The sequence below is a fragment of the Tolypothrix campylonemoides VB511288_2 genome (genome assembly GCF_045999855.1).
Classification (GTDB): Bacteria; Cyanobacteriota; Cyanobacteriia; order Cyanobacteriales; family Nostocaceae; genus Scytonema; species Scytonema bouteillei_A.
In genome coordinates, this window is record NZ_JBFPMW010000003.1 from 597,366 (window position 1) to 616,384 (window position 19,019).

15 protein-coding genes, 1 tRNA gene and 2 pseudogenes are annotated in these 19,019 nt (G+C 41.4%); 11 read left to right on the forward strand and 7 right to left on the reverse strand.

Going from position 1 to position 19,019, the window contains the following annotated elements; translation table 11 throughout:
- Nucleotides 1-58: 58 nt before the first annotated feature.
- From AB0756_RS11155 to AB0756_RS11165, 3 genes are all read left to right on the forward strand, one after another.
- Nucleotides 59-1,381, forward strand: coding sequence for an aromatic ring-hydroxylating dioxygenase subunit alpha (locus tag AB0756_RS11155; protein ID WP_038090857.1), 1,323 nt, complete (start codon nucleotides 59-61; stop codon nucleotides 1,379-1,381).
- Nucleotides 1,382-2,533, forward strand: coding sequence for an alanine--glyoxylate aminotransferase family protein (locus tag AB0756_RS11160; RefSeq protein WP_038090803.1), 1,152 nt, complete (start codon nucleotides 1,382-1,384; stop codon nucleotides 2,531-2,533).
- 294 nt (nucleotides 2,534-2,827) lie between these two features.
- Nucleotides 2,828-5,125 (forward strand): RNB domain-containing ribonuclease, encoded by a 2,298-nt coding sequence (locus AB0756_RS11165; RefSeq protein WP_050045137.1) that lies wholly within the window; start codon nucleotides 2,828-2,830, stop codon nucleotides 5,123-5,125.
- Nucleotides 5,126-5,239: 114 nt separating this feature from the next.
- On the opposite strand, the gene AB0756_RS11170 is transcribed toward AB0756_RS11165, so the two are convergent.
- Nucleotides 5,240-5,797, reverse strand: a complete 558-nt coding sequence (locus AB0756_RS11170) for a Uma2 family endonuclease (RefSeq protein WP_408103993.1) — start codon at nucleotides 5,795-5,797, stop codon at nucleotides 5,240-5,242.
- Between the two features lie 123 nt (nucleotides 5,798-5,920).
- On the opposite strand from AB0756_RS11170, the gene AB0756_RS11175 reads away from it, so the two are divergent.
- Nucleotides 5,921-6,550: a hypothetical protein gene (locus AB0756_RS11175; protein WP_167844600.1), complete on the forward strand. Its 630-nt coding sequence runs from the start codon at nucleotides 5,921-5,923 to the stop codon at nucleotides 6,548-6,550.
- A gap of 4 nt (nucleotides 6,551-6,554) precedes the next feature.
- Here AB0756_RS11175 and AB0756_RS11180 read toward each other — a convergent pair.
- Nucleotides 6,555-6,860: pseudogene (locus tag AB0756_RS11180) on the reverse strand (Uma2 family endonuclease); the annotation flags it as partial.
- Nucleotides 6,861-6,895: 35 nt separating this feature from the next.
- Between AB0756_RS11180 and AB0756_RS11185 the strand changes: the two are divergent.
- Nucleotides 6,896-7,081: an NACHT C-terminal helical domain 2-containing protein gene (locus AB0756_RS11185; protein WP_408019846.1), complete on the forward strand. Its 186-nt coding sequence runs from the start codon at nucleotides 6,896-6,898 to the stop codon at nucleotides 7,079-7,081.
- A 6-nt stretch (nucleotides 7,082-7,087) separates the two neighbouring features.
- Here the strand turns inward: AB0756_RS11185 and AB0756_RS11190 are convergent, their stop codons facing one another.
- Nucleotides 7,088-7,696, reverse strand: a complete 609-nt coding sequence (locus AB0756_RS11190) for a Uma2 family endonuclease (RefSeq protein ID WP_038090798.1) — start codon at nucleotides 7,694-7,696, stop codon at nucleotides 7,088-7,090.
- Between the two features lie 282 nt (nucleotides 7,697-7,978).
- Nucleotides 7,979-8,752 (reverse strand): annotated as a pseudogene (locus AB0756_RS11195) (Rpn family recombination-promoting nuclease/putative transposase).
- A 1,156-nt stretch (nucleotides 8,753-9,908) separates the two neighbouring features.
- Between AB0756_RS11195 and AB0756_RS11200 the strand changes: the two are divergent.
- Nucleotides 9,909-10,034 carry a hypothetical protein gene (locus AB0756_RS11200; RefSeq protein ID WP_272899688.1) on the forward strand — a complete coding sequence of 42 codons (126 nt, stop codon included), beginning with the start codon at nucleotides 9,909-9,911 and terminating at the stop codon, nucleotides 10,032-10,034.
- A 303-nt stretch (nucleotides 10,035-10,337) separates the two neighbouring features.
- On the opposite strand, the gene AB0756_RS11205 is transcribed toward AB0756_RS11200, so the two are convergent.
- A tRNA-Thr gene (locus AB0756_RS11205) sits at nucleotides 10,338-10,409 on the reverse strand.
- Between the two features lie 186 nt (nucleotides 10,410-10,595).
- Here AB0756_RS11205 and argF point away from each other — a divergent pair.
- The 5 genes from argF to AB0756_RS11230 all read left to right on the forward strand — a co-directional run bounded on the left by argF (nucleotide 10,596) and on the right by AB0756_RS11230 (nucleotide 15,773).
- Complete coding sequence (gene argF, locus AB0756_RS11210) at nucleotides 10,596-11,522, forward strand: ornithine carbamoyltransferase (RefSeq protein ID WP_038090793.1); 927 nt, start codon at nucleotides 10,596-10,598, stop codon at nucleotides 11,520-11,522.
- Between the two features lie 201 nt (nucleotides 11,523-11,723).
- Complete coding sequence (gene lexA / locus AB0756_RS11215) at nucleotides 11,724-12,329, forward strand: transcriptional repressor LexA (protein ID WP_038090791.1); 606 nt, start codon at nucleotides 11,724-11,726, stop codon at nucleotides 12,327-12,329.
- Nucleotides 12,330-12,432: 103 nt separating this feature from the next.
- Nucleotides 12,433-13,947 carry a DNA phosphorothioation system restriction enzyme gene (locus AB0756_RS11220; RefSeq protein WP_038090788.1) on the forward strand — a complete coding sequence of 505 codons (1,515 nt, stop codon included), beginning with the start codon at nucleotides 12,433-12,435 and terminating at the stop codon, nucleotides 13,945-13,947.
- A complete protein-coding gene (locus AB0756_RS11225; protein ID WP_038090783.1) occupies nucleotides 13,944-15,107 on the forward strand; it encodes an ATP-grasp domain-containing protein in 1,164 nt (387 codons plus the stop codon). Before AB0756_RS11220 ends, AB0756_RS11225 begins: the two co-directional genes overlap by 4 nt.
- 48 nt (nucleotides 15,108-15,155) lie before the next feature.
- Nucleotides 15,156-15,773 carry a tetratricopeptide repeat protein gene (locus AB0756_RS11230; RefSeq protein ID WP_038090780.1) on the forward strand — a complete coding sequence of 206 codons (618 nt, stop codon included), beginning with the start codon at nucleotides 15,156-15,158 and terminating at the stop codon, nucleotides 15,771-15,773.
- Nucleotides 15,774-15,932: 159 nt separating this feature from the next.
- On the opposite strand, the gene AB0756_RS11235 is transcribed toward AB0756_RS11230, so the two are convergent.
- Nucleotides 15,933-17,237 (reverse strand): GAF domain-containing sensor histidine kinase, encoded by a 1,305-nt coding sequence (locus AB0756_RS11235; RefSeq protein ID WP_050045136.1) that lies wholly within the window; start codon nucleotides 17,235-17,237, stop codon nucleotides 15,933-15,935.
- A gap of 528 nt (nucleotides 17,238-17,765) precedes the next feature.
- Nucleotides 17,766-18,443, reverse strand: a complete 678-nt coding sequence (locus AB0756_RS11240) for a PEP-CTERM sorting domain-containing protein (RefSeq protein ID WP_050045135.1) — start codon at nucleotides 18,441-18,443, stop codon at nucleotides 17,766-17,768.
- Nucleotides 18,444-19,019: the final 576 nt, after the last annotated feature.

Sequence of the window (19,019 nt, forward strand, 5' to 3'; positions counted from 1 at the left end):
TGTTTGTATAGCCGCGAACTATATTCGCAAATGCACAAAACCGAACACAATGGTAGATATGCAATCCGAATTTAATTTTTTTCAACACTGGTATCCCCTATCACCAATAGAAGATCTTGACTCAACGCGACCAACACCAGTCAAGCTTTTGGGACTCCGTTTGGTCATTTGGAAACCAAAGTCATCTGAAAATTTTCAAGTCTTTTTAGATCGATGTCCCCACCGTCTTGCACCGTTGAGTGAAGGTCGAATTGACGATAAAACTGGCAATTTAACGTGCAGCTATCACGGGTGGCAATTTGATTCTCAAGGGATTTGCACTCACGTTCCCCAAGCAGAAAAGCCGGAACTGTTGACAGAGAACAAACAACTATGTGCGATCGCATTTCCTTGCTGTCAGGAAAATGGTTTACTCTGGGTTTGGCCTGATGTCAGTTCTGCCGAGCAAGCCGCCAATACACCGTTACCTCTATCGCCACAGCTCGATGCTAGTAAAGGGTTTGTGTGGTCTTCTTTTGTCAGGGATTTGGATTATGACTGGCAAACCCTTGTAGAAAATGTAGCAGACCCCAGTCACGTTCCTTTTGCACATCATGGAGTTCAGGGCGATCGCTCAAAAGCAGCTCCTATCGACATGAAAGTTGTACAATCAACACCAAACTTGATTCAAGTCGCCAGTCAAGGATTGTACAAAACAAGCATTACTTTTGAGCCACCCTGTCACTTGGAATATGCCATTAGCTTCGGTAACCAAGGAAAACAGGTAGGGCTTGTAACTTATTGCATACCAGTGGCTCCAGGGAAATCGAGGATTGTAGGTCAGTTTCCCCGTAACTTTGCCAAAACCCTTCACCATCTCATACCTCGTTGGTGGGATCACATTCAAAACCGAAATGCGGTGTTGGATGGAGATATGATTTTTTTACACCAGCAAGAGTATTTTCTCCAACAGCAACAAGGTAATTGGAAAACTGCATACAAACTACCCACAAGTGCAGATCGCTTGGTTACTGAGTTTCGGAAATGGTTCGATACATATTGTCAGGGACAGTTACCTTGGAGCGAAGTTGGAATCAGTGTTCCAGCAAATTCGACAATCAACGAGAATCGTCAAGAATTACTCAATCGCTACAGGCAACACACTCAACATTGTAGTAGCTGTCGAAATGCGCTGAAAAACATACAGCGCCTGCAATGGATTCTTTTGGGATGCTTTGTCATGATTGTTTCAGCAGTTGCTACCTTTCCCGATGCACTGCGAGCAAGACTCGGTGTACCCCTGATTGTTTTAGCACTTTTGAGCCTATCCGTTTACGCTTGGCTCAAATTCTCCCTAAGCCCTAAATTTTACTTTGTAGACTATGTACACGCTGAGAAATAAATAATGCAAACACTGTCAATTAACAACAACCAACGTCTGCAACTAGCACCTCTTGCAGTTCCATCTCGTCTTCTGTTGGGACCGGGACCATCCAACGCCCATCCTGCAGTTCTTGAAGCCATGAACACTTCTCCATTGGGACACCTCGATCCTGCGTTTTTGGGGCTGATGGATGAAATTCAGTCACTGTTGCGCTACGTATGGCAAACGGAAAATCCTTTGACTATTGCGGTTTCAGGTACGGGAACTGCTGCAATGGAAGCAACGATCGCTAACACTGTAGAACCTGGTGATGTTGTGTTGGTTGGTGTGATGGGTTACTTTGGCAATCGTCTTGTGGATATGGCGGGGCGATATGGTGCAGATGTCAGAACGATCGCAAAATCTTGGGGACAAGTGTTTACTCTGGAGGAATTGCGGAGTGCGTTGGAAACTCATCGTCCGAGCCTGTTGGCTTTAGTTCATGCTGAAACTTCTACAGGCGCACGTCAACCTTTGGAGGGAGTTGGCGATCTGTGTCGTGAATTTGGGTGTCTGCTACTGGTAGATACGGTGACCAGTTTGGGTGGCGTTCCTATCTTTTTAGATGAGTGGGGAGTTGACTTGGCGTACAGTTGCAGCCAAAAAGGTTTGGGCTGTCCGCCAGGAGCTTCACCATTTACAATGAGCCCCCGTGCTGTGGAGAAATTGCAAAAGCGCCCGAATAAGGTAGCTAACTGGTACTTGGATATGACGTTGTTGAACAAATACTGGGGTCAAGAACGCGTTTATCACCATACTGCGCCCATTAATTTGTATTATGCTTTGCGGGAGGCATTGCGCTTGGTTGCAGAAGAGGGATTGGAAAACTGCTGGCAGCGCCATCAAAAGAACGTAGAATATCTTTGGGAAAGGTTGGAGAATTTGGGGTTAACTTTGCACGTTGAGCGAGAATTTCGCCTTCCCACGCTGACCACAGTTCGCATTCCAGAAGGCGTCGATGGTAAAGCGATCGCTCGGCAGTTACTGAACGAGCACAATATTGAAATTGGGGGAGGATTGGGCGAACTCGCAGGTAAGGTTTGGCGTGTTGGGCTGATGGGTTTTAACAGCCGTCAAGAAAGTGTTGATAAATTTATAGACGCATTGGAGAAAGTAGGGGTCAAAGGTTAGGAGAACGGTACCCTTGTTCAGGTAAAACCCATTAAAATGGAGCTTTTTCTCGTTACAGGGCTGCTTGCCTTGTAACGCAATCTAAATAAAGATTTATTACCCCTCATTGCCACTCATAAAACTGTTTGAACTCTCTTACAGAAAATGCAACGCTCTTAACGTGAAGAAAATCCCAAGAATTACGAAAAATATTTTCAAAAGAGTAAACTTTAACAGCGATACTCAGTTAAAGCTGTGTGGAGCATTTTGATAAACTCGCTAAAATAAAGTGTATTTGTACTACTTGTAAGACATATGCAACAAAGAGTAGGAGTCTTTGGCTTTACAATCGACGGTGAAACCTCTAAGGACTTAGACGATGCAATTTGGATCGAGCAACAAAACGAAGGAGTCCTGCTGTCTATCCACATTGCTGATGTAGCTGCTCATGTGAAGAAAGATAGCTACATCGATCGCAATGCTTATAACAAAATAGAAACGAGATATAGAGCTAGTAGTGTGAGTCCCATGCTGCCCAAGCATCTAGCAGAAAACGATCTCAGTTTGTTGGAAAAGCAAACACGGGATACTGTAACAGTACAAGTTCGGCTGTCAGATAGTGCAGAAATTTTAGAAACTAGAATTTTTGAATCGGAACTTTGTAGCTTGAGGAGATTTTCTTACGCTGAAGCAGATGCTGCTTTGAAAAATCGGGATGACGATTTCCACGAAACTTTAAAACTTTGTCAATTGGTAGCAAAAAAACTAACCATCAGACGTCAAGAACAAGGCGCGATTGCTATCTCATTAAGCGATAGTTTACTAGTCACTGAAGATGGTCGTTTGCTCGCGGTTGAGTATAAAAGCCAGCAAATTATCTCCGAATTTATGATTCTCTGTAACTTTGCGGTAGCCAACACTATGGCGGACTGTGGAATCAACATGGTGTATAGAAATCATTCAGCTAAGGAGATCGCTCCCGATCGCAAGCGCATCTTAGAATCAATATCTGTTGTGGCTTCTATGGGCTACATTCAGTCGTTGCTAGTTAATTGGATGAACAAGGCTGAATATAGCCCTACTTTGGCTGGACATTTTGCTTTATCAATACCTGCTTATTGCCATTTTACATCTCCCATTAGACGGTATGTCGATCTGGTCAACCATAGAATAATCAAGGCTTGGTTAAACGGACAAAAACTTCCTTACACTAAAGCAGAGCTTCAAGAAATTGCGATTAAAGCAACTGAATATCGCAATAGTTTACAAGAAGATAAGGATGCATATTTTTCAGGAGAAAAGAAAAAACAGTACGAAAAAAGTATAGTTTCTAACGAGTTTAAAGAACTGCCTCCAAAAGATTTTTCTCGCATAGTTAAATATGTTGCCAAGCAGAACACTGTTGAAACTATAATTGATGAAATCAAGCGGAGAGCGCAAGAGAAAATACTACAAGCTTCAGATTTTACTTACCTTCTATTTTACGCTCAAGATAGTAACGTTCATGAAATAGTCTGCTCGGCTTTAAACGAAACTCCCAACCTAGCAGTTTCAGCACTGACTATACAGTGTCAAAAGGAAGAAAACTGGAAGATAGAAGATTCTATTGTTGATGAAGGTACGGAATTTTGTACTTGGTTTGTTGTCAGTATTGATGGTGTGGCACTCACAACAAAACAAGGTACCACAGATTTATGGAAGGCAACTAGCCGCAATAGAGCAGCAGTTTTCTGGATTCAGGAGTATCTTCGTGGTAGTTTGGTTCACCTTAATGAACGAGAATTGCCTCCTAAGGTGGAAAGCAATCTACAGCCATCAGCTGCGCTTTGCGATCGCCTAGTTATGCAAGAACTGACTCCAAAAGAGTTTAGCCGCGAGGTTAAGCGAGCCATTGAAAATAATACGGTTGAAAGCATAATTGATGAAATTGAACGGCGGGGAACACAAGAACTTTTGCAAGCCTCAGACTTTACTTACCTTTTATTTCACAGTACAGAAACTCGGGTACACGAGACAACTTACTCGGCTTTAACCAAAGTTCCTCACATGGCAGTCTCCGCACTGATGATGCAAACTCAAATTAATACAAGTTGGAAGATAGAGAACTCTATTGTTGATGAGGGCAAAGAATTCTGTACTTGGTTTGTCGTCGCGGTTGATGGTTTGGTGCTGACAACAAGAGAGTGTGCGATCGCCCCAGGAAAAGCAGCGAGTCGCAACCAAGCAGCCGTTTTTTGGGTGCGGGACTATCTTGGCGATCGCTTAGTGAATCCCAGTGAAAGAGCGTTACCCGTCAAGGTCAAAACTGAGGTTCAAAAACCCATTGTCATAGAGACTGTGGACTTGAACGCTCCCGATCTCAATTTTATCGGACTCCTTCAAGAGCTGGTTATCAAGCTCAAGCAACAAGAACCAAAATATACCTTTACTCAGCTAGGAAGCGGGGGTTTTCGCTGTCGCTGTCAGATTAAATTGTTTGAGCAAGAAATCCTCACTTCCGCTGATTATCCTAACAAGAAAACAGCCAAACAACTTGCTGCTAAAGATGCTTACACTCAAGCAATGGAAGTTTTGGAATCCGTACCGAATTTAGTTTTCAGCAAAATCAGTTGATTAAACATGGATATTGCACTAACCGCAGTCTGTAGCTGATGGATGCAGATAAATTTGTACCTCAATAAACTGGGAAACGCTACAGTTACGTGCTGCGTGCTGTACGGTTGCAAGTCAATCAAATTCAGGAGGCCACAACTCTGATACTGTCAATTCCCATCCCGGCAACAAGTCTGGTAGCGTCAAGCGATCGCTATCCCTTAAAACTGTGGGGCTTTGAGCGAGCCGATAAACTGTAACAGTTCGCTCATCGGGGTCAATCAAGATACCAACAGTACTTCCAAGTTCTAGAAAAAGTTGAATTTTTTCTACCAAAACCTTAATGCGGTCTGTTTTGGATTTCACTTCAACTGTTAGGTCTGGAACTAGCTCTACAAAATCACGCTTGGTCTTTTTTAAGCGATCGGCTTTGACAAACGACACGTCAGGAGCGCGTAAGTCCCGCTCGCCCTGCTCTTTTGTAGTTGGCAAAATAAATCCAGCACTAGAACCTGTTACTCTTCCTAGTTTGCGAGGACGTACCCAATTGGCAAGCTGCCGTGCAAACTCCAAGCCAACTTCTTCTGATTCGTAATCTGATGGACCCATAACAACAATACTCCCATCCACCAGTTCCATTTGCCAGTCCGGGTGTTCTGTTTGTAATTCTTGTAAATCCGCAATGGTAAACATGGTCGCGATCGCTATTTCTTTTTAATTTATCGTAATTGCGTAGGTGTAAGTTTGCATATAAAGGCTTATCGCCTACTGGTTTCGATAGAATGGGCTTATTGTTTTAGTGAGGAGATCGACACCATGCCTAAGGTTTTAGATCCAAATGAATCCTATACCTTTAGCAAGTATTTTGATTTGCCTTACTCACCTGAAGATATTTTGGCAGATTTGGGCTGTACTTTCGAGCGCACGGATCTCGAAGATCTCCCCTACTCACAACGTGAATTAGATTGGTTAACTGAACTCGCACACACTATGCGGCGCAGATTGAAACGGGTGAATACAACCACCGAACAAGCCCGCCGTGAAGCATTAATTTTTCCGTTGCTCGATCGGATTTGCGATCTCTTAGATTATTCAATCAATATTGAGTATACTCTTAATGTAAGTAATTGGTTGAAAGGCTCCTTGGATTACTATATTCCCAGTCCGAGTCATCTTCTAATTATTGAAGCAAAACAATCGGATTTGACTAAAGGCTTTACTCAACTTGCCGTTGAATTGATTGCGCTCGATCGCTGGATAGAAAGTGAGAGTCCGATTTTGTACGGTGCAGTTTCGACTGGGGAAATTTGGCGATTTGGTTTTTACGAGCGCAACTTGCATCATGTGGTGGAATGTTTACCACTGCATCCAGTTCCTCAGGATTTAGAGTTTGTAACGCGGACGATTATTGGGATTTTGCAGGGAGAACCAAAGAAGATGCAGTAGTGGCTAGCTCTACAAAATCACGCTTGGTCTTTTTTAAGCGATCGGCTTTGACAAACGACACATCAGGAGCACGCAAGTCCCGCTCGCTCTGCTCTTTTGTAGTTGGCAGAATAAATCCAGCACTGGAACCTGTTACCCTTCCTAGTTTGCGAGGACGTACCCAATTGGCAAGCTGTCGCACAAACTCGGCACCAATCTCTTCTGATTCGTAATCTGATGGACCCATAACAACAATACTCCCATCCACCAGTTCCATTTGCCAGTCCGGGTGTTCTGTTTGTAATTCTTGTAAATCCGCAATGGTAAACATGGTCGCGATCGCTATTTCTTTTTAATTTATCGCAATTGCGGGGCAAGAAGAATCGCAGCATTGCTCGGCATTGGCTATTGAGCCACTCTCAAAAGGAACTGTTGCACCAGTACTACGACGTTAATAAGTTACTGGTTAACTGTCTCAATAGCGGTTGTTGGATTTGTGCTTCACTCACTCTGATGCGATCGACGCCTCATGGCATCAAAGGTTTAAACTAAGTATATTCAGGTAGGTTGAAAAACTTGCTCTGCTGTCAAATTTAATTCCGGGAATGTTGGTGAAGAGATGAGATCGCCGTTTCTAAACTGAGTGACTTGGTATTCGCCCTCGACTAAGGAATAAATGGAGATAGTTGGTTGCTTGGGGTTGCCAATAAACCGACGACCGCCAAGAGCGAGATAATCGACAATCCAATATTCGGGTATCCCAATCTCTTCGTATTTACCAGCCTTTGTCAAATAATCATCCCGCCAGTTAGTACTTACGACCTCAACGATTAAGGGAATTGACGCGCCTTGAGTGATGGTAGATTCTTGTTTCCACAGCGGTTCGTTAACTAGGTTGAGCCGATTCAGTATCACCACATCTGGTGAATAAGCCGATTCATTTTCCGGTGGTTTAACTAATGCAGTCTTGGGTATGAAGTAGGGCAGCTGCAACCTTGCGTATTCAACAGCTAGCTTTGTCACCAAAGATCCCGTTACTTCTTCATGGTCTCCTGTTGGCTGCGACATCTCAACAATCGCTCCATCGTGCAGTTCATAGCGTCCATTGTCCGGTTTCCACCGAACAAATTCTTCAAAGGTTACTAGTTGGCGTAAGGTTTGCGTCATTGCTCGTCCCCTCCTCTGTAAAGTAAGGTCAATCAAATTCAGGCGACCACAAGTCCGATACTGTCAATTCCCATCTCAGCAACAAATCTGGTAGCGTCAAGCGAGCGCTATCCTTTGATACTTAAGTTTCGTCATTTTATAATTTTTCAGATCTAATCTAGAATGTATCAGTTTTAACAATTATGCGAGCGCTTAACTGTAGGAATCAAGAAACCTGGTTTCTCAAAGAAATCAGGTTTCTGAGGCAATCCTTAAAATCAAATTTCTATTTCTGCAAGAAATCTATAGTTCTTCTGCGACCTTTCTGACTTCTTCAAGATCTAGTTCTAAAGATTCAGCAATTTCCTGAATGCTTAATCCTTTCTCCAGTAATTTTGGTACAACTTTTAACTTAGTTTTTTTCAGGACGCTTTGATAATAGCCAGTTTTTTCTATATCTTCACCTAAGTTCAGCATAGTTTGAATCTCCTCTTTGGTAAGATTTGGGAATTTATAGACTACAACGCTTTGGATAAATGTTAACACTTTCAGAAGAAGGTTTTGCTCGGTTAATTCTTCTCTTGCTTGACTGACTAGTTTTTGAGCTAAGGGAGGAGCTTTTTTGGGATTTTCTACAAATAACTTTATAATTCCTATCCCTAAAGAGTCATCTGTTTGACTGCTGAGTTCGTTTAGGTAAATACGGCGTACATGATTTTCCATTAAAACCTGATACCGAGCATGGGGTGGACTTTCATGGCTGCGCCTGTCGTAGATAACAATTGCATACCAATCTGAGTTTGTCGGTTTATACTGACGAAAGTAAACGAAAATTTCTCCAAAAAGCCGTTCGTAAAATTCTTCATCCTTGTATGTTTGTAGTTCTACAAAATATAATGGTTCATTTTCAAAACCTACTAGGGTAGAAAACAGTCCGTCTAATCGAAAGGATTGTTGTTTAATTTCGATCGCAGTAAATTTTTAGATATTAGGGTTTGTGTCAGGTTTACCAATCAGTTCAAAAAAAACTTGTGGAAGTTCTTGAATGAGTTCGTAGAAAAGTATGTCTGTTTTCATAAGTACGAATTACGCATTACGAATTATTCTATCCCAAGCTTCCAGCACTAATCTTTGTGTGCGGTATTCTCCAAACTGCTTAATTTCGTTATTTTTCAACACGCGGAACGTTTTACTAGGAAAGTCTTCACCGTAGACATCAGCAGGGTCTAGAATATATTGCAATTCATCACGGGTCAGTCCGTAGAGTTTTGCATAATATGCGTCTAATTCTGCTCTTAAGAATGCGCGTCTGTTGGGGTTCCAAATACATGGTTCCGTTATATTTTAGTGCAGTAGTTTTTGTGACTGTAGCACATCAGTCACTTCTACCCCCAAAACTATTGGGGGTTATTTTTTTACGTCCTCTTAAAGAAAAGACTGTGGTGCGATCGCGTCCACGTTAAGTCAGCTCAGTTGCGTTCGCAAAGTGTCTCTGAAGGAGGTTCGCAATCGGGAGATTATTTTGATTTTTTGACCCCTTAAACTGAACGCAGTTTTACCTTGATTTTAAAAAAAGTATTTATACTCATGCCATATCAATAATAGAAATGACCTTATCATCATCATCATCAGGCTCATATTCCAAAAGTTCCCCAGGCTGACAATTTAAACGCCTTACAAATGCTGTTGTTGTACTTGTAAATTCACAAATTGATGTCGTTTCTTGATTCCTAAAACTATTGCTTTACAAGGATTTTTGTATACTATAATTTCTTACTACTTTTTGTTTTTTCACATATTATAAAGGGAAAGGGATGTAAATTATTCATGCGTATTTGAGGGGGAGAAAGCGCTTACCGTCGGCAAGCGCTTTCTCCTCCTCACAATTATTATCATTCTTCTTTAAAATCACTTTCACCTTTAGGTTAAAAAGACTAGGCTGATATGGAAACGCCCCTAGTGCGCGGATTGTTGCTAGAGATGCAGAGTGGTTTGTAAAATTCACCTTTTGTCTTGAGATCGCTCATCTAACTCACACCCCGACCTTATTTGGCTCCAGAGATGAGGTTATTAGCTTGAAGCCTCTTGCTCCAATTTATCCATCTCTTTCGCAATAGCATCCCAAGGCGCAAACCGACTCCTTACCAGCAACCAAATGTCCTCATCAAAGCACCTTTCATAACGACGCGATAGCTTCGATCCTGCCCTTTGGACAGATCGCCCATTCCACTTGATGCGTCCAAAAAAACTGAAGTTCAGCACTATGGGCGAGCATATGTTTGAAGTGTATTGCGATCGCACCTCTGAAGGAAAAGGTAACAATAACTCTCTCCATGTATTGGGAGTTGAAAGATTTTAAACTTGACTAAGCAACAATATACAAACTGGGATTGATTTAAATTTGGATGGGTTGAAAGGGTTCAAATCCGCCTGCTTGGTTTGCACTACCTTATTTAAGGTTTTAAGATATTAGGTGAAGCTCAACCTTTACTTGTAGCAATTTTGCTATGGTTTCTTGGGCAGTTAAATCAAAATCAAACTTAGCGACATTTAATTTGTGAACAGTTATGGAGAATGCTTTTGCGACATGAATTTGTGAACAACGACATTTAATTTGTGAATGTACACTTGACTAAACGACGATGTACAAACTGGCATTCAAAGCCAGCAGTCGGATTTGAACCGACGACCTTCCGATTACAAGTCGGATGCACTACCACTGTGCTATGCTGGCACTCTTACACCTTTCACAACAACCATAAGGTTTACTGCTTTCAGGCATTGCACTAGTCAAACAATATAGCATAGGTATCCTTGTTATGCAAGCGATCGCCCAAAAATATATTTATCCAAATTTTTTTTGGACAAGGTTGGGTAAAAGAACGAAAATAAAAGATTGTTCGATCGCACATCAACAAGCATGGCAGGGTTGAAAGGACGAGATTTATTAAGTTTGGCAGACTTCAGTCCCACGGAAGTTCAAGAACTTTTGCAGATGGCAAGCCAGCTAAAGTCGCAACAGTTGAGATTGCGATGCAATAAAGTATTGGGTTTGCTGTTCTCCAAAGCATCTACTCGAACGAGAGTCAGTTTTACTGTTGCGATGTATCAACTTGGCGGACAAGTCATCGATTTAAATCCCAATGTTACACAAGTCAGTCGTGGAGAACCCGTGCAAGATACGGCACGAGTTTTAGATAGATATCTAGATATTTTGGCAATTCGTACCTTTGCACAGCAGGAATTAGAAATTTTTGCTAATTACGCTCAAATTCCCGTCATTAATGCCCTCACTGATTTGGAACATCCCTGTCAGGTATTGGCTGATTTGATGACAGTCCAAGAATGCTTTGGCTCCTGCACGGGTTTAACCTTAACTTATGTTGGAGATGGGAATAATGTGGCAAATTCTTTGTTACTGGGCTGTGCTTTGGTGGGAATGAATGTAAGAGTCGCCACACCCAATGGATTTGAACCAAATGCAGCAATTCTAGAAACAGCACGCTCAATTGCTGGTGGAAAAACTGAGGTATTGCTAACTCACGACCCCGAAGCAGGAACAAAAGGTGCTCATGTTATTTACACCGATGTTTGGGCAAGTATGGGACAAGAAGAAGAAGCAAATGACCGATTGCCAGTTTTTCAACCTTACCAAGTTAACGATCGCCTGTTAAGTCTTGCCGATCCCAATGCAATTGTTTTACACTGTTTACCAGCACATCGCGGTGAAGAAATCACTGACGAAGTCATGGAAGGTTCTCAGTCGCAAATTTGGAACCAGGCAGAAAATCGAATGCACATCCAAAAAGCTTTGCTTGCAAGTCTTTTAGGAGCAGAAGAAATATAAAAAAGAAGTAGGAGTTTCTGAGTGAGAGGTTGTAAAATTGAAATTGTGAGTATTTATCCCTCTCTCTTCACTCCTCTTTTCTCACCCAATTCCAAAATTTTTTAATAAAAAATCCAAAATATTCTAAATAAATAGTGCATAAAGATGTTTTTTGTAGTACTAATGTTCTAGGAACATTTGTATTTTCCTGTTTTCAAAATTATGGAACGTCTCACAGAAGCTCAAAGAGAACTTTACGAATGGCTGGCAGAATATATACGATTGCACCAGCATTCACCTTCTATCCGACAAATGATGCAGGCTATGAATTTAAAATCCCCTGCACCCATTCAAAGTCGCTTAGAACATTTACGTACCAAAGGGTACATTGAATGGAATGAAGGTAAGGCGCGAACTATTAGAATTTTGCGACCGTTAAAGCTAGGTGTTCCCATTTTGGGTGAAATTGCCGCAGGGGGTTTGATAGAACCAGTCACAGAAGCGGAAGAGTATATAGACCTCACCAGTATGACGTTACCTGCGAAAACTTATGCTTTGCGGGTAACAGGTGACAGTATGATCGAGGACTCTATCGTTGATGGAGATTTGGTGTTTTTGCGTCCCGTACCAGAACCAGATCACCTCAAAAATGGCACGATTGTTGCCGCCAGAGTTGATGGATATGGTGCAACTTTAAAACGATTCTATCGTGAAGGCGATCGCGTCACCCTTAAAGCCGCAAATCCCAAATACGATCCCATAGAGGTCAACGCTTTTCAAGTACAAGTGCAAGGTTCCCTAGTCGCCATCTGGCGCAATTACAACTAACAAAGAAAAGTATGAAGGATGAAGGATGAAGGATGAACTGAATTTTTCATCCTTCATACTTTATACTTGAACATTTTTTCCACTCACGACTTACCAATAGCATATGTACTTGTTAAACAAGCGCGTCCAACTGCCAACTTCCAACACGGTAGAGGAGACTCATTTAGCAACATATCTCCTCAAACCACCATTTGTAGGTGAAAACAAAAGCAAATATCAAACACAGCAACCATCATTACCGGGATGTCCTAAAATGCCGGTATCCATCGAATTGCGGGGATATCAGCGACAAGCGATTGACAATTGGTTTGCTAACAATGGTAGGGGAACCTTGAAAATGGCAACTGGTAGTGGAAAGACAATCACTGCACTTGCCATTGTTTGCGAACTCTACAAGCAAATTAACTTGCAAGCCGTGTTAGTTATTTGCCCGTACCGCCATCTTGTCACTCAATGGGCGCGAGAATGTGAAAAATTTAATTTGCAACCCATTCTCGCCTTCGAGAGTATACGCAATTGGCAAAGCCAACTCTCCACACAACTCTATAACGTCCGTTCTGGTTCTCAACCATTTCTCACAATTATTACCAGCAACTCTACTCTCATTGGCGATGGCTTTCAATCTCAACTCAAGTACTTTCCCGAAAGAACTTTGATTGTAGGAGATGAAGCACACAATCTCGGAGCACCCAGATTAGAAGAAAGTTTACCCCGACGCCTCGGGTTGCGACTGGCTTTGTCTGCTACACCAGAGAGATATTTTGATGAAGATGGAACCCAATCTATCTTGGGGTATTTTGGAGCTGTTCTGCAACCAGAGTTTACCTTACGAGATGCGATCGCCCAACGTGCGCTTGTTCACTATCTCTATTATCCCGTACTTGTAGAATTAACTGAAACAGAAAGCCGTGCATATGCAAAACTCACACAAAAAATTGGACGAGCGCTCCTGTATCGAGAACGGGAAAGTGTTGCTCTAGGAAATTTTGAAGACAACGAAGACTTAAAACCCTTGTTAATGCAAAGAGCGAGGTTAGTCGGTGCTGCTGAAAATAAGTTACACGCTTTGCGCGAACTCATGCAACATCGCCGGGACACCACCCATACCCTCTTTTATTGCAGCGATGGTTCCCAAGACGTCACTCAACGTTCCGATTTACATCAAGTGAAAGCCGTCGCCAAAATACTGGGTACGGAGTTGGGTTACAGAATAAGTACTTATACTGCCCAAACACCATTAGCAGAAAGAGAAGCTTTGCGCCGTCAATTTGAAAGTGGTGAATTACAAGGTTTAGTCGCCATTCGCTGTTTGGATGAAGGAGTTGATATTCCCGCGATTCAAACTGCTGTGATTTTGGCAAGTTCGGCTAATCCCCGCCAGTTTATCCAAAGACGCGGACGCGTTTTACGCCCCCATCCCGGTAAAGAACGCGCAACCATATTTGACACGATCGTTTTACCACCAGATCTCGATAGGAATACTTTAGAAGTTGAGCGAAATTTACTGCGGAAGGAATTACTGAGATTTGTTGAATTTGCCGATCTAGCCGATAATGCAGGTGAAGCCAGAATGAAGTTGCTCAATTTACAAAAGCGCTACGGTTTATTGGATATATGAGCTTAAATTGCTGTTTGATCTCCGGACCCGTTCTTTCTCCCTCATTGCTACGCGCCGTGCAAAAATATGCAATTCCCGTGTATGTCCAACCACCAACACCGCCTCTACCAGAGACAATTCCTACACTTGAAGATACAGAAGCAAAGTCTTTGGTAGCAAACAGAGACACTGCGGTCATAATGAACTGGGAAGCAAGCCTCTGTTTCATTCTCCAAAATCTTTCACACACACAGTTGTCTCAAGTGAATGTCTTTAAAGACAAAGCGGCTTTCCGAGAACTCCTCAAAGAATCACATCCCGATTTATTCTACGTAGAGTTAACAAGAGAAACTCTGCAAGACTTTCAGCTACCACAGGAAATTAAAGCAGTGGTACTCAAACCTTCTTTAGGAACCGCCTCCATAGGTATTCGCACAGTGCGAGGACAACAAGAGTGGGCTCGCACAGTAGATTCGGTTCTTCAGGATATCGACAGGGCTACAAAGTCTATGAATTCCGCTATGCTAAGCAGTTCGCGTTTTCTGGTGGAAGAGTTCGTAGAAGGCGAGGAATTTGCTTGCGATGGCTTCTGGGATGCAAACGGCAGAACAGTCATAACTGGGGTGTATCACCATCCTTTCGCCTCGGAATCAGATGTGAGTGATACTCTCTACTATACATCAAGGCAAGTTGTAGCTCAGACACTAGAACCTCTTACTCGCCTTATGGATAAGATCGGAACCAAGCTCGATTTGCATCGCTTCCCATTCCATTTTGAGTTTAGAAGGTACAGTGACGGCAGTCTTTTTCCCATTGAGTTAAACCCACTGCGTTTTGGGCAAGTTGCTCTCCCAGATTTGACAGAGTATACTTTTAATTTCAATCCTTACGAACTTTTCTTCACAGATCGAAGCCCGGATTGGGATTCTTTGCTAGCTGAAGAAGATTCTTCCAATATTTATGCCTTTGTTCTTGGCAGTTTGCCACCGCATTATGAGACTGGAAAATATTCGATAGATGAAGAGTCTTTTCGCAAAACTTTTGGAAATAAGTTGCTCAATTATATACCAAGCAATCCTGCAATAACTCCATTTTTTGGAGTGGCGCATATTGTTGCAGAAAGACTTGAAGATGTTCTTTCTTATCTTCATCTTGACTTTGACAGTTTTCTATGTAAATAGCCTGACTTTGCCATTTTTCAGGCAGTACTATTTATAAAAATATTGATAATGAATTCGAGCAATCTTCTAGAACAAGAGCTAATTCGTTGGAATAATGTTATCTCCAGTCATCCTCATGACCCCAAAGCCTACATATATCGGGGAATGGTTCATTTCAAGTTAGGTAACATTCATGAATCCATCGCTGACTTTGATACAGCTGAAAAACTAGACCCACGCTTAACACCCTACTTGTGGCAAAGAGGATTGTCGTACTACTACGCCGAACGATTTGCTGAGGGGGCAAAACAATTTGAGATAGACTTAACTATTAACTCTCACGATGTGGAAGAAACCGTTTGGCGCTACCTTTGCATTGCTCGCCTTCACGGTCCCACACAAGCACGACAGTCTTTGTTAGAAGTCAGAAACGATTCCCGGTTTGTCATGCGGCGAGTTTACGATTTTTATGCCGGTCACTGCTCTGTTGATGATGTCCTGGCTGTTGGCGCTTCTAACGATCGGCGTCAATCGTTTTATAGTTATCTTTATCTTAGTTTGTATTTTGAAGTAGAGAGTCAACTAGAACAAGCACGGCAATATATGACTCAAGCAGTTAGTTATAAAATTGACGATTATATGTGGCACTTAGCTACCGTACACCAAAAGTTACGCAGGTGGGATTAATTGTTACACGAATCAGGGCGATAAGCTTCGCTGCTCGGCTTACAACATATAGACAACAACATACATAAAAAAATTTTTACCTGGGTTTCTTGAGTGCGATCGCCGATCATCCCCTACATTTTTTTACATTAACGCTCTCAAGTTTAGTTTGATTTGATACTAAATAAAAACGGATAGATTGTGATTTTTTTGTCCAAAGTCCAAAAGATGAATTCTGGGTAATTGCACGCTGACTGTAGTACCTGTTGTATCAGAGTGAATAAATAATTCTCCTCCATGAGCATTAACTATGCGTTTGGTGATAGCCAGCCCTAGACCAGTCCCACTTGGTTTTGTAGAGAAGAATGGCTGAGTTAGTTTTGACAAAACTTCTGGGGGAATTGGTTGACCCTTATTGCAAACATTGATGCAAACTTGCTCTGGATCGGAAATGTCTACTTCCCATTTAATGGCGTCTCCTGGGGAAACTGCTTCACAGGCATTACGGACAATATTAATAAAAACTTGTTTGAGTTTATCTTTGTCTCCCAAAATCTTGACTGGAACTGATACAGGGATCAATTCAATTTTTCGTGCAACGGCTTCTTGCATCTCGCTCATGTCATTGAGCAACTCACTCATGAATCGATCTACATCCAATTCACACAGTTGCAACACCTGGGGTTTGGCATAAAGCAAAATTTCACTCAGCAGATTGTCTAATCGACTGGCTTCATTGAGCGACAATGATAATCGCTCTTTGGCGGATTCAGTTAAAACGGTTTTTTGGAAATACTTCAATCCTAAGATCGTTGTAGTCAATGGGTTACGAATTTCATGAACAATCATTGCCGCAAATTCACCAATGGCTGCTAGGCGTTCCTGTTCTACAAGCTTGGCTTGTGCTGTCCGTAATTCTTCTGTACGTTTTTGTACTTCAGCCTCCAGAATCTGGTTAAATTGGCATTGTTGTTTGTACAAATGATAATTATCGATTGCTGTAGCAGCACGTTCAGCAAACAGTTCGCCTAACTGAATCTCTTCCTCGCTAAACTCTCGCGGTTGCTGATGGAAAGAGCAAATCGTACCAATGACTTCGCCTTCAGCAGTTCGCAACGGTATACCTAAATAAGCGTTATAACCTTCTGGAGCTTCGCCAAACTCTGGGTGTTCCTTTGCATCTTTCACTACTAGGGAGCAACCAGTTTTTACAACAGTGCCTGTTAATGAACCATGCAGTGAATAAAGGTGTTCGCCCTCACCGATATCAATGCTACTAGCCAGTACCTTTTCAAATCCTTCTTGACAAAATGTTACGACTGACCAATCTACATTCAGTAACTCACTGACTCCACAAGCAACGTTATGTAGATAGCTGCTTAATTCCCCAGTTCGATAGTTTAAAGAAGACAAAAGTGCGATCGCTTGTCGAGAGCGTTGCCACATTTGATTTTGTAAAGTTTTCTTTTCAATGGCTTTTATCATAAACCAGAAATTCTTTCAGGAAATACTAATTGTTAAAATTTGGTGAGAAATATCTAACAATTTTCTCAACAGAATATCAGGTTTATATATAAAATTCCTTAGATATTTATAATTTTTTTACTAATTGTTCAATCAAGAATCGGGGGAAAGCTCAAGTTAAAGATTTTATCTTGTCTTTTCCGAACTCTCTCGCAACCAGAGATAAAAAGCTCTAGAACTGTTAGCTTCTAGTGACAAAGAGTGAGAATACCAGTCTATGTGTCGCCAGAAACTTCCCTGTAGAAGTTGTCATAATAATAATGCAATTTTCCACTAAATTTCTATAATACCATGCCACAAAACCCAAGTAAACGACTACATACATGAAAATCTCTCATCACTTAATTCATGAAACTAATTTCATACAAATTCTATGTTAAGTTGTACATTCTTGCTCTCACTTTAGAAGAGCGGGGCTATACAATTAGACTGCGAAGGCAGTCTAATTGTATGCATGTTCATAGAAAATTTGTATTAGAATCCTATTTCTCAATTTTGTCTAGCTTTTACAAGCTGTTTGCGCTTTAAAGCCGAAGTTCCACTTATAGCACTTATTGTTAAAATACCAATTATAGAAGCGGGTTCGGGAACAGTGGTGGTAGATGATACTTTGACGTTATCAATTGCCAGAAATGAGGTACCCGAAGTATCTAAGGCATTCAAAACCCCAAATCCAATGGTGTAAGTACCTGCTGTTTGGAAGGTATGGAAAGTCTGGGATGAGCTTTCTTCAAAACTACCAACTTGCGCGATATCAGCCAGCTTATAAGCTATTGAATTAATTGAATAGAAGGAAAAATCATTAAATGGCAAATAATCTCCTCCTTGAAATTTCCAATTAAAGCTCAATATATCTCCAGCATTAACTGTAATTGTTTGTTTGATTGCAGAGCCATTGGCTGCAGAGGTTCTGTTTACAGCATTCAATGTTCCATCGCTTAGTTCTAGGAATGTTTCAACTACTGTGACATCATCTCCATAAGCTGACATTAATGCTTGTCCATCGATAAGATTAACGCTACCTTTAGCTTCCCAATTCTTCAAATCATTATCAAAATTACCATTTATAACAGCAGCTTGGGATGGCACTAGTAGAAGACTTGCCAGACTAATTATACTAACTGCATTTGCAATTAAGGTCGAACGTATAAGACTTAAATTAACCATAGATATCACTCTAGAGAGAAAAATGAAGAGAGCAGGTAGAGTAGAAATTTACAGAATTAAAGAATGATGCTTTTGGTTACTTCTTTGGCTACATCTTTAGGGAGCATCCCTAAGAATGCCAATTGCCCTCATATTAAAAATATGGGGCTACACAAACAAAGTCCACCTACGTGGACTTAATAAAAAGTCCGCGTAGGCGGACTTAGGTTGTATAGTAGCGATTTCAATCGCAAATGTATTTTTTCCAAATAGGGATGCTCCTCACCCTTAACTAATTTATCTATCATACAGATTGAAAAGAATTATTTTTATAAAAAGCTAACATAGCTTATTCTGTTTGTGTTTTAGTGGTGTTACCCAAAAAGTTGTGTTGTATTTTATACAAAACTATTTTTGAGACAGATGTTGTTAATTCTTCAACAACGGCGAGGAGCAAATTGTATCCCAAAATTCATCCTAATATCTAACTTAAAGGATCGGATATAAAATGAATTTTGGATTAAGCTAAAATGGTAACATTGACTAACTCCCCGCCCTCAAGGGTTCGTTTTGGGTACGATGCAGCTTTTATATTTA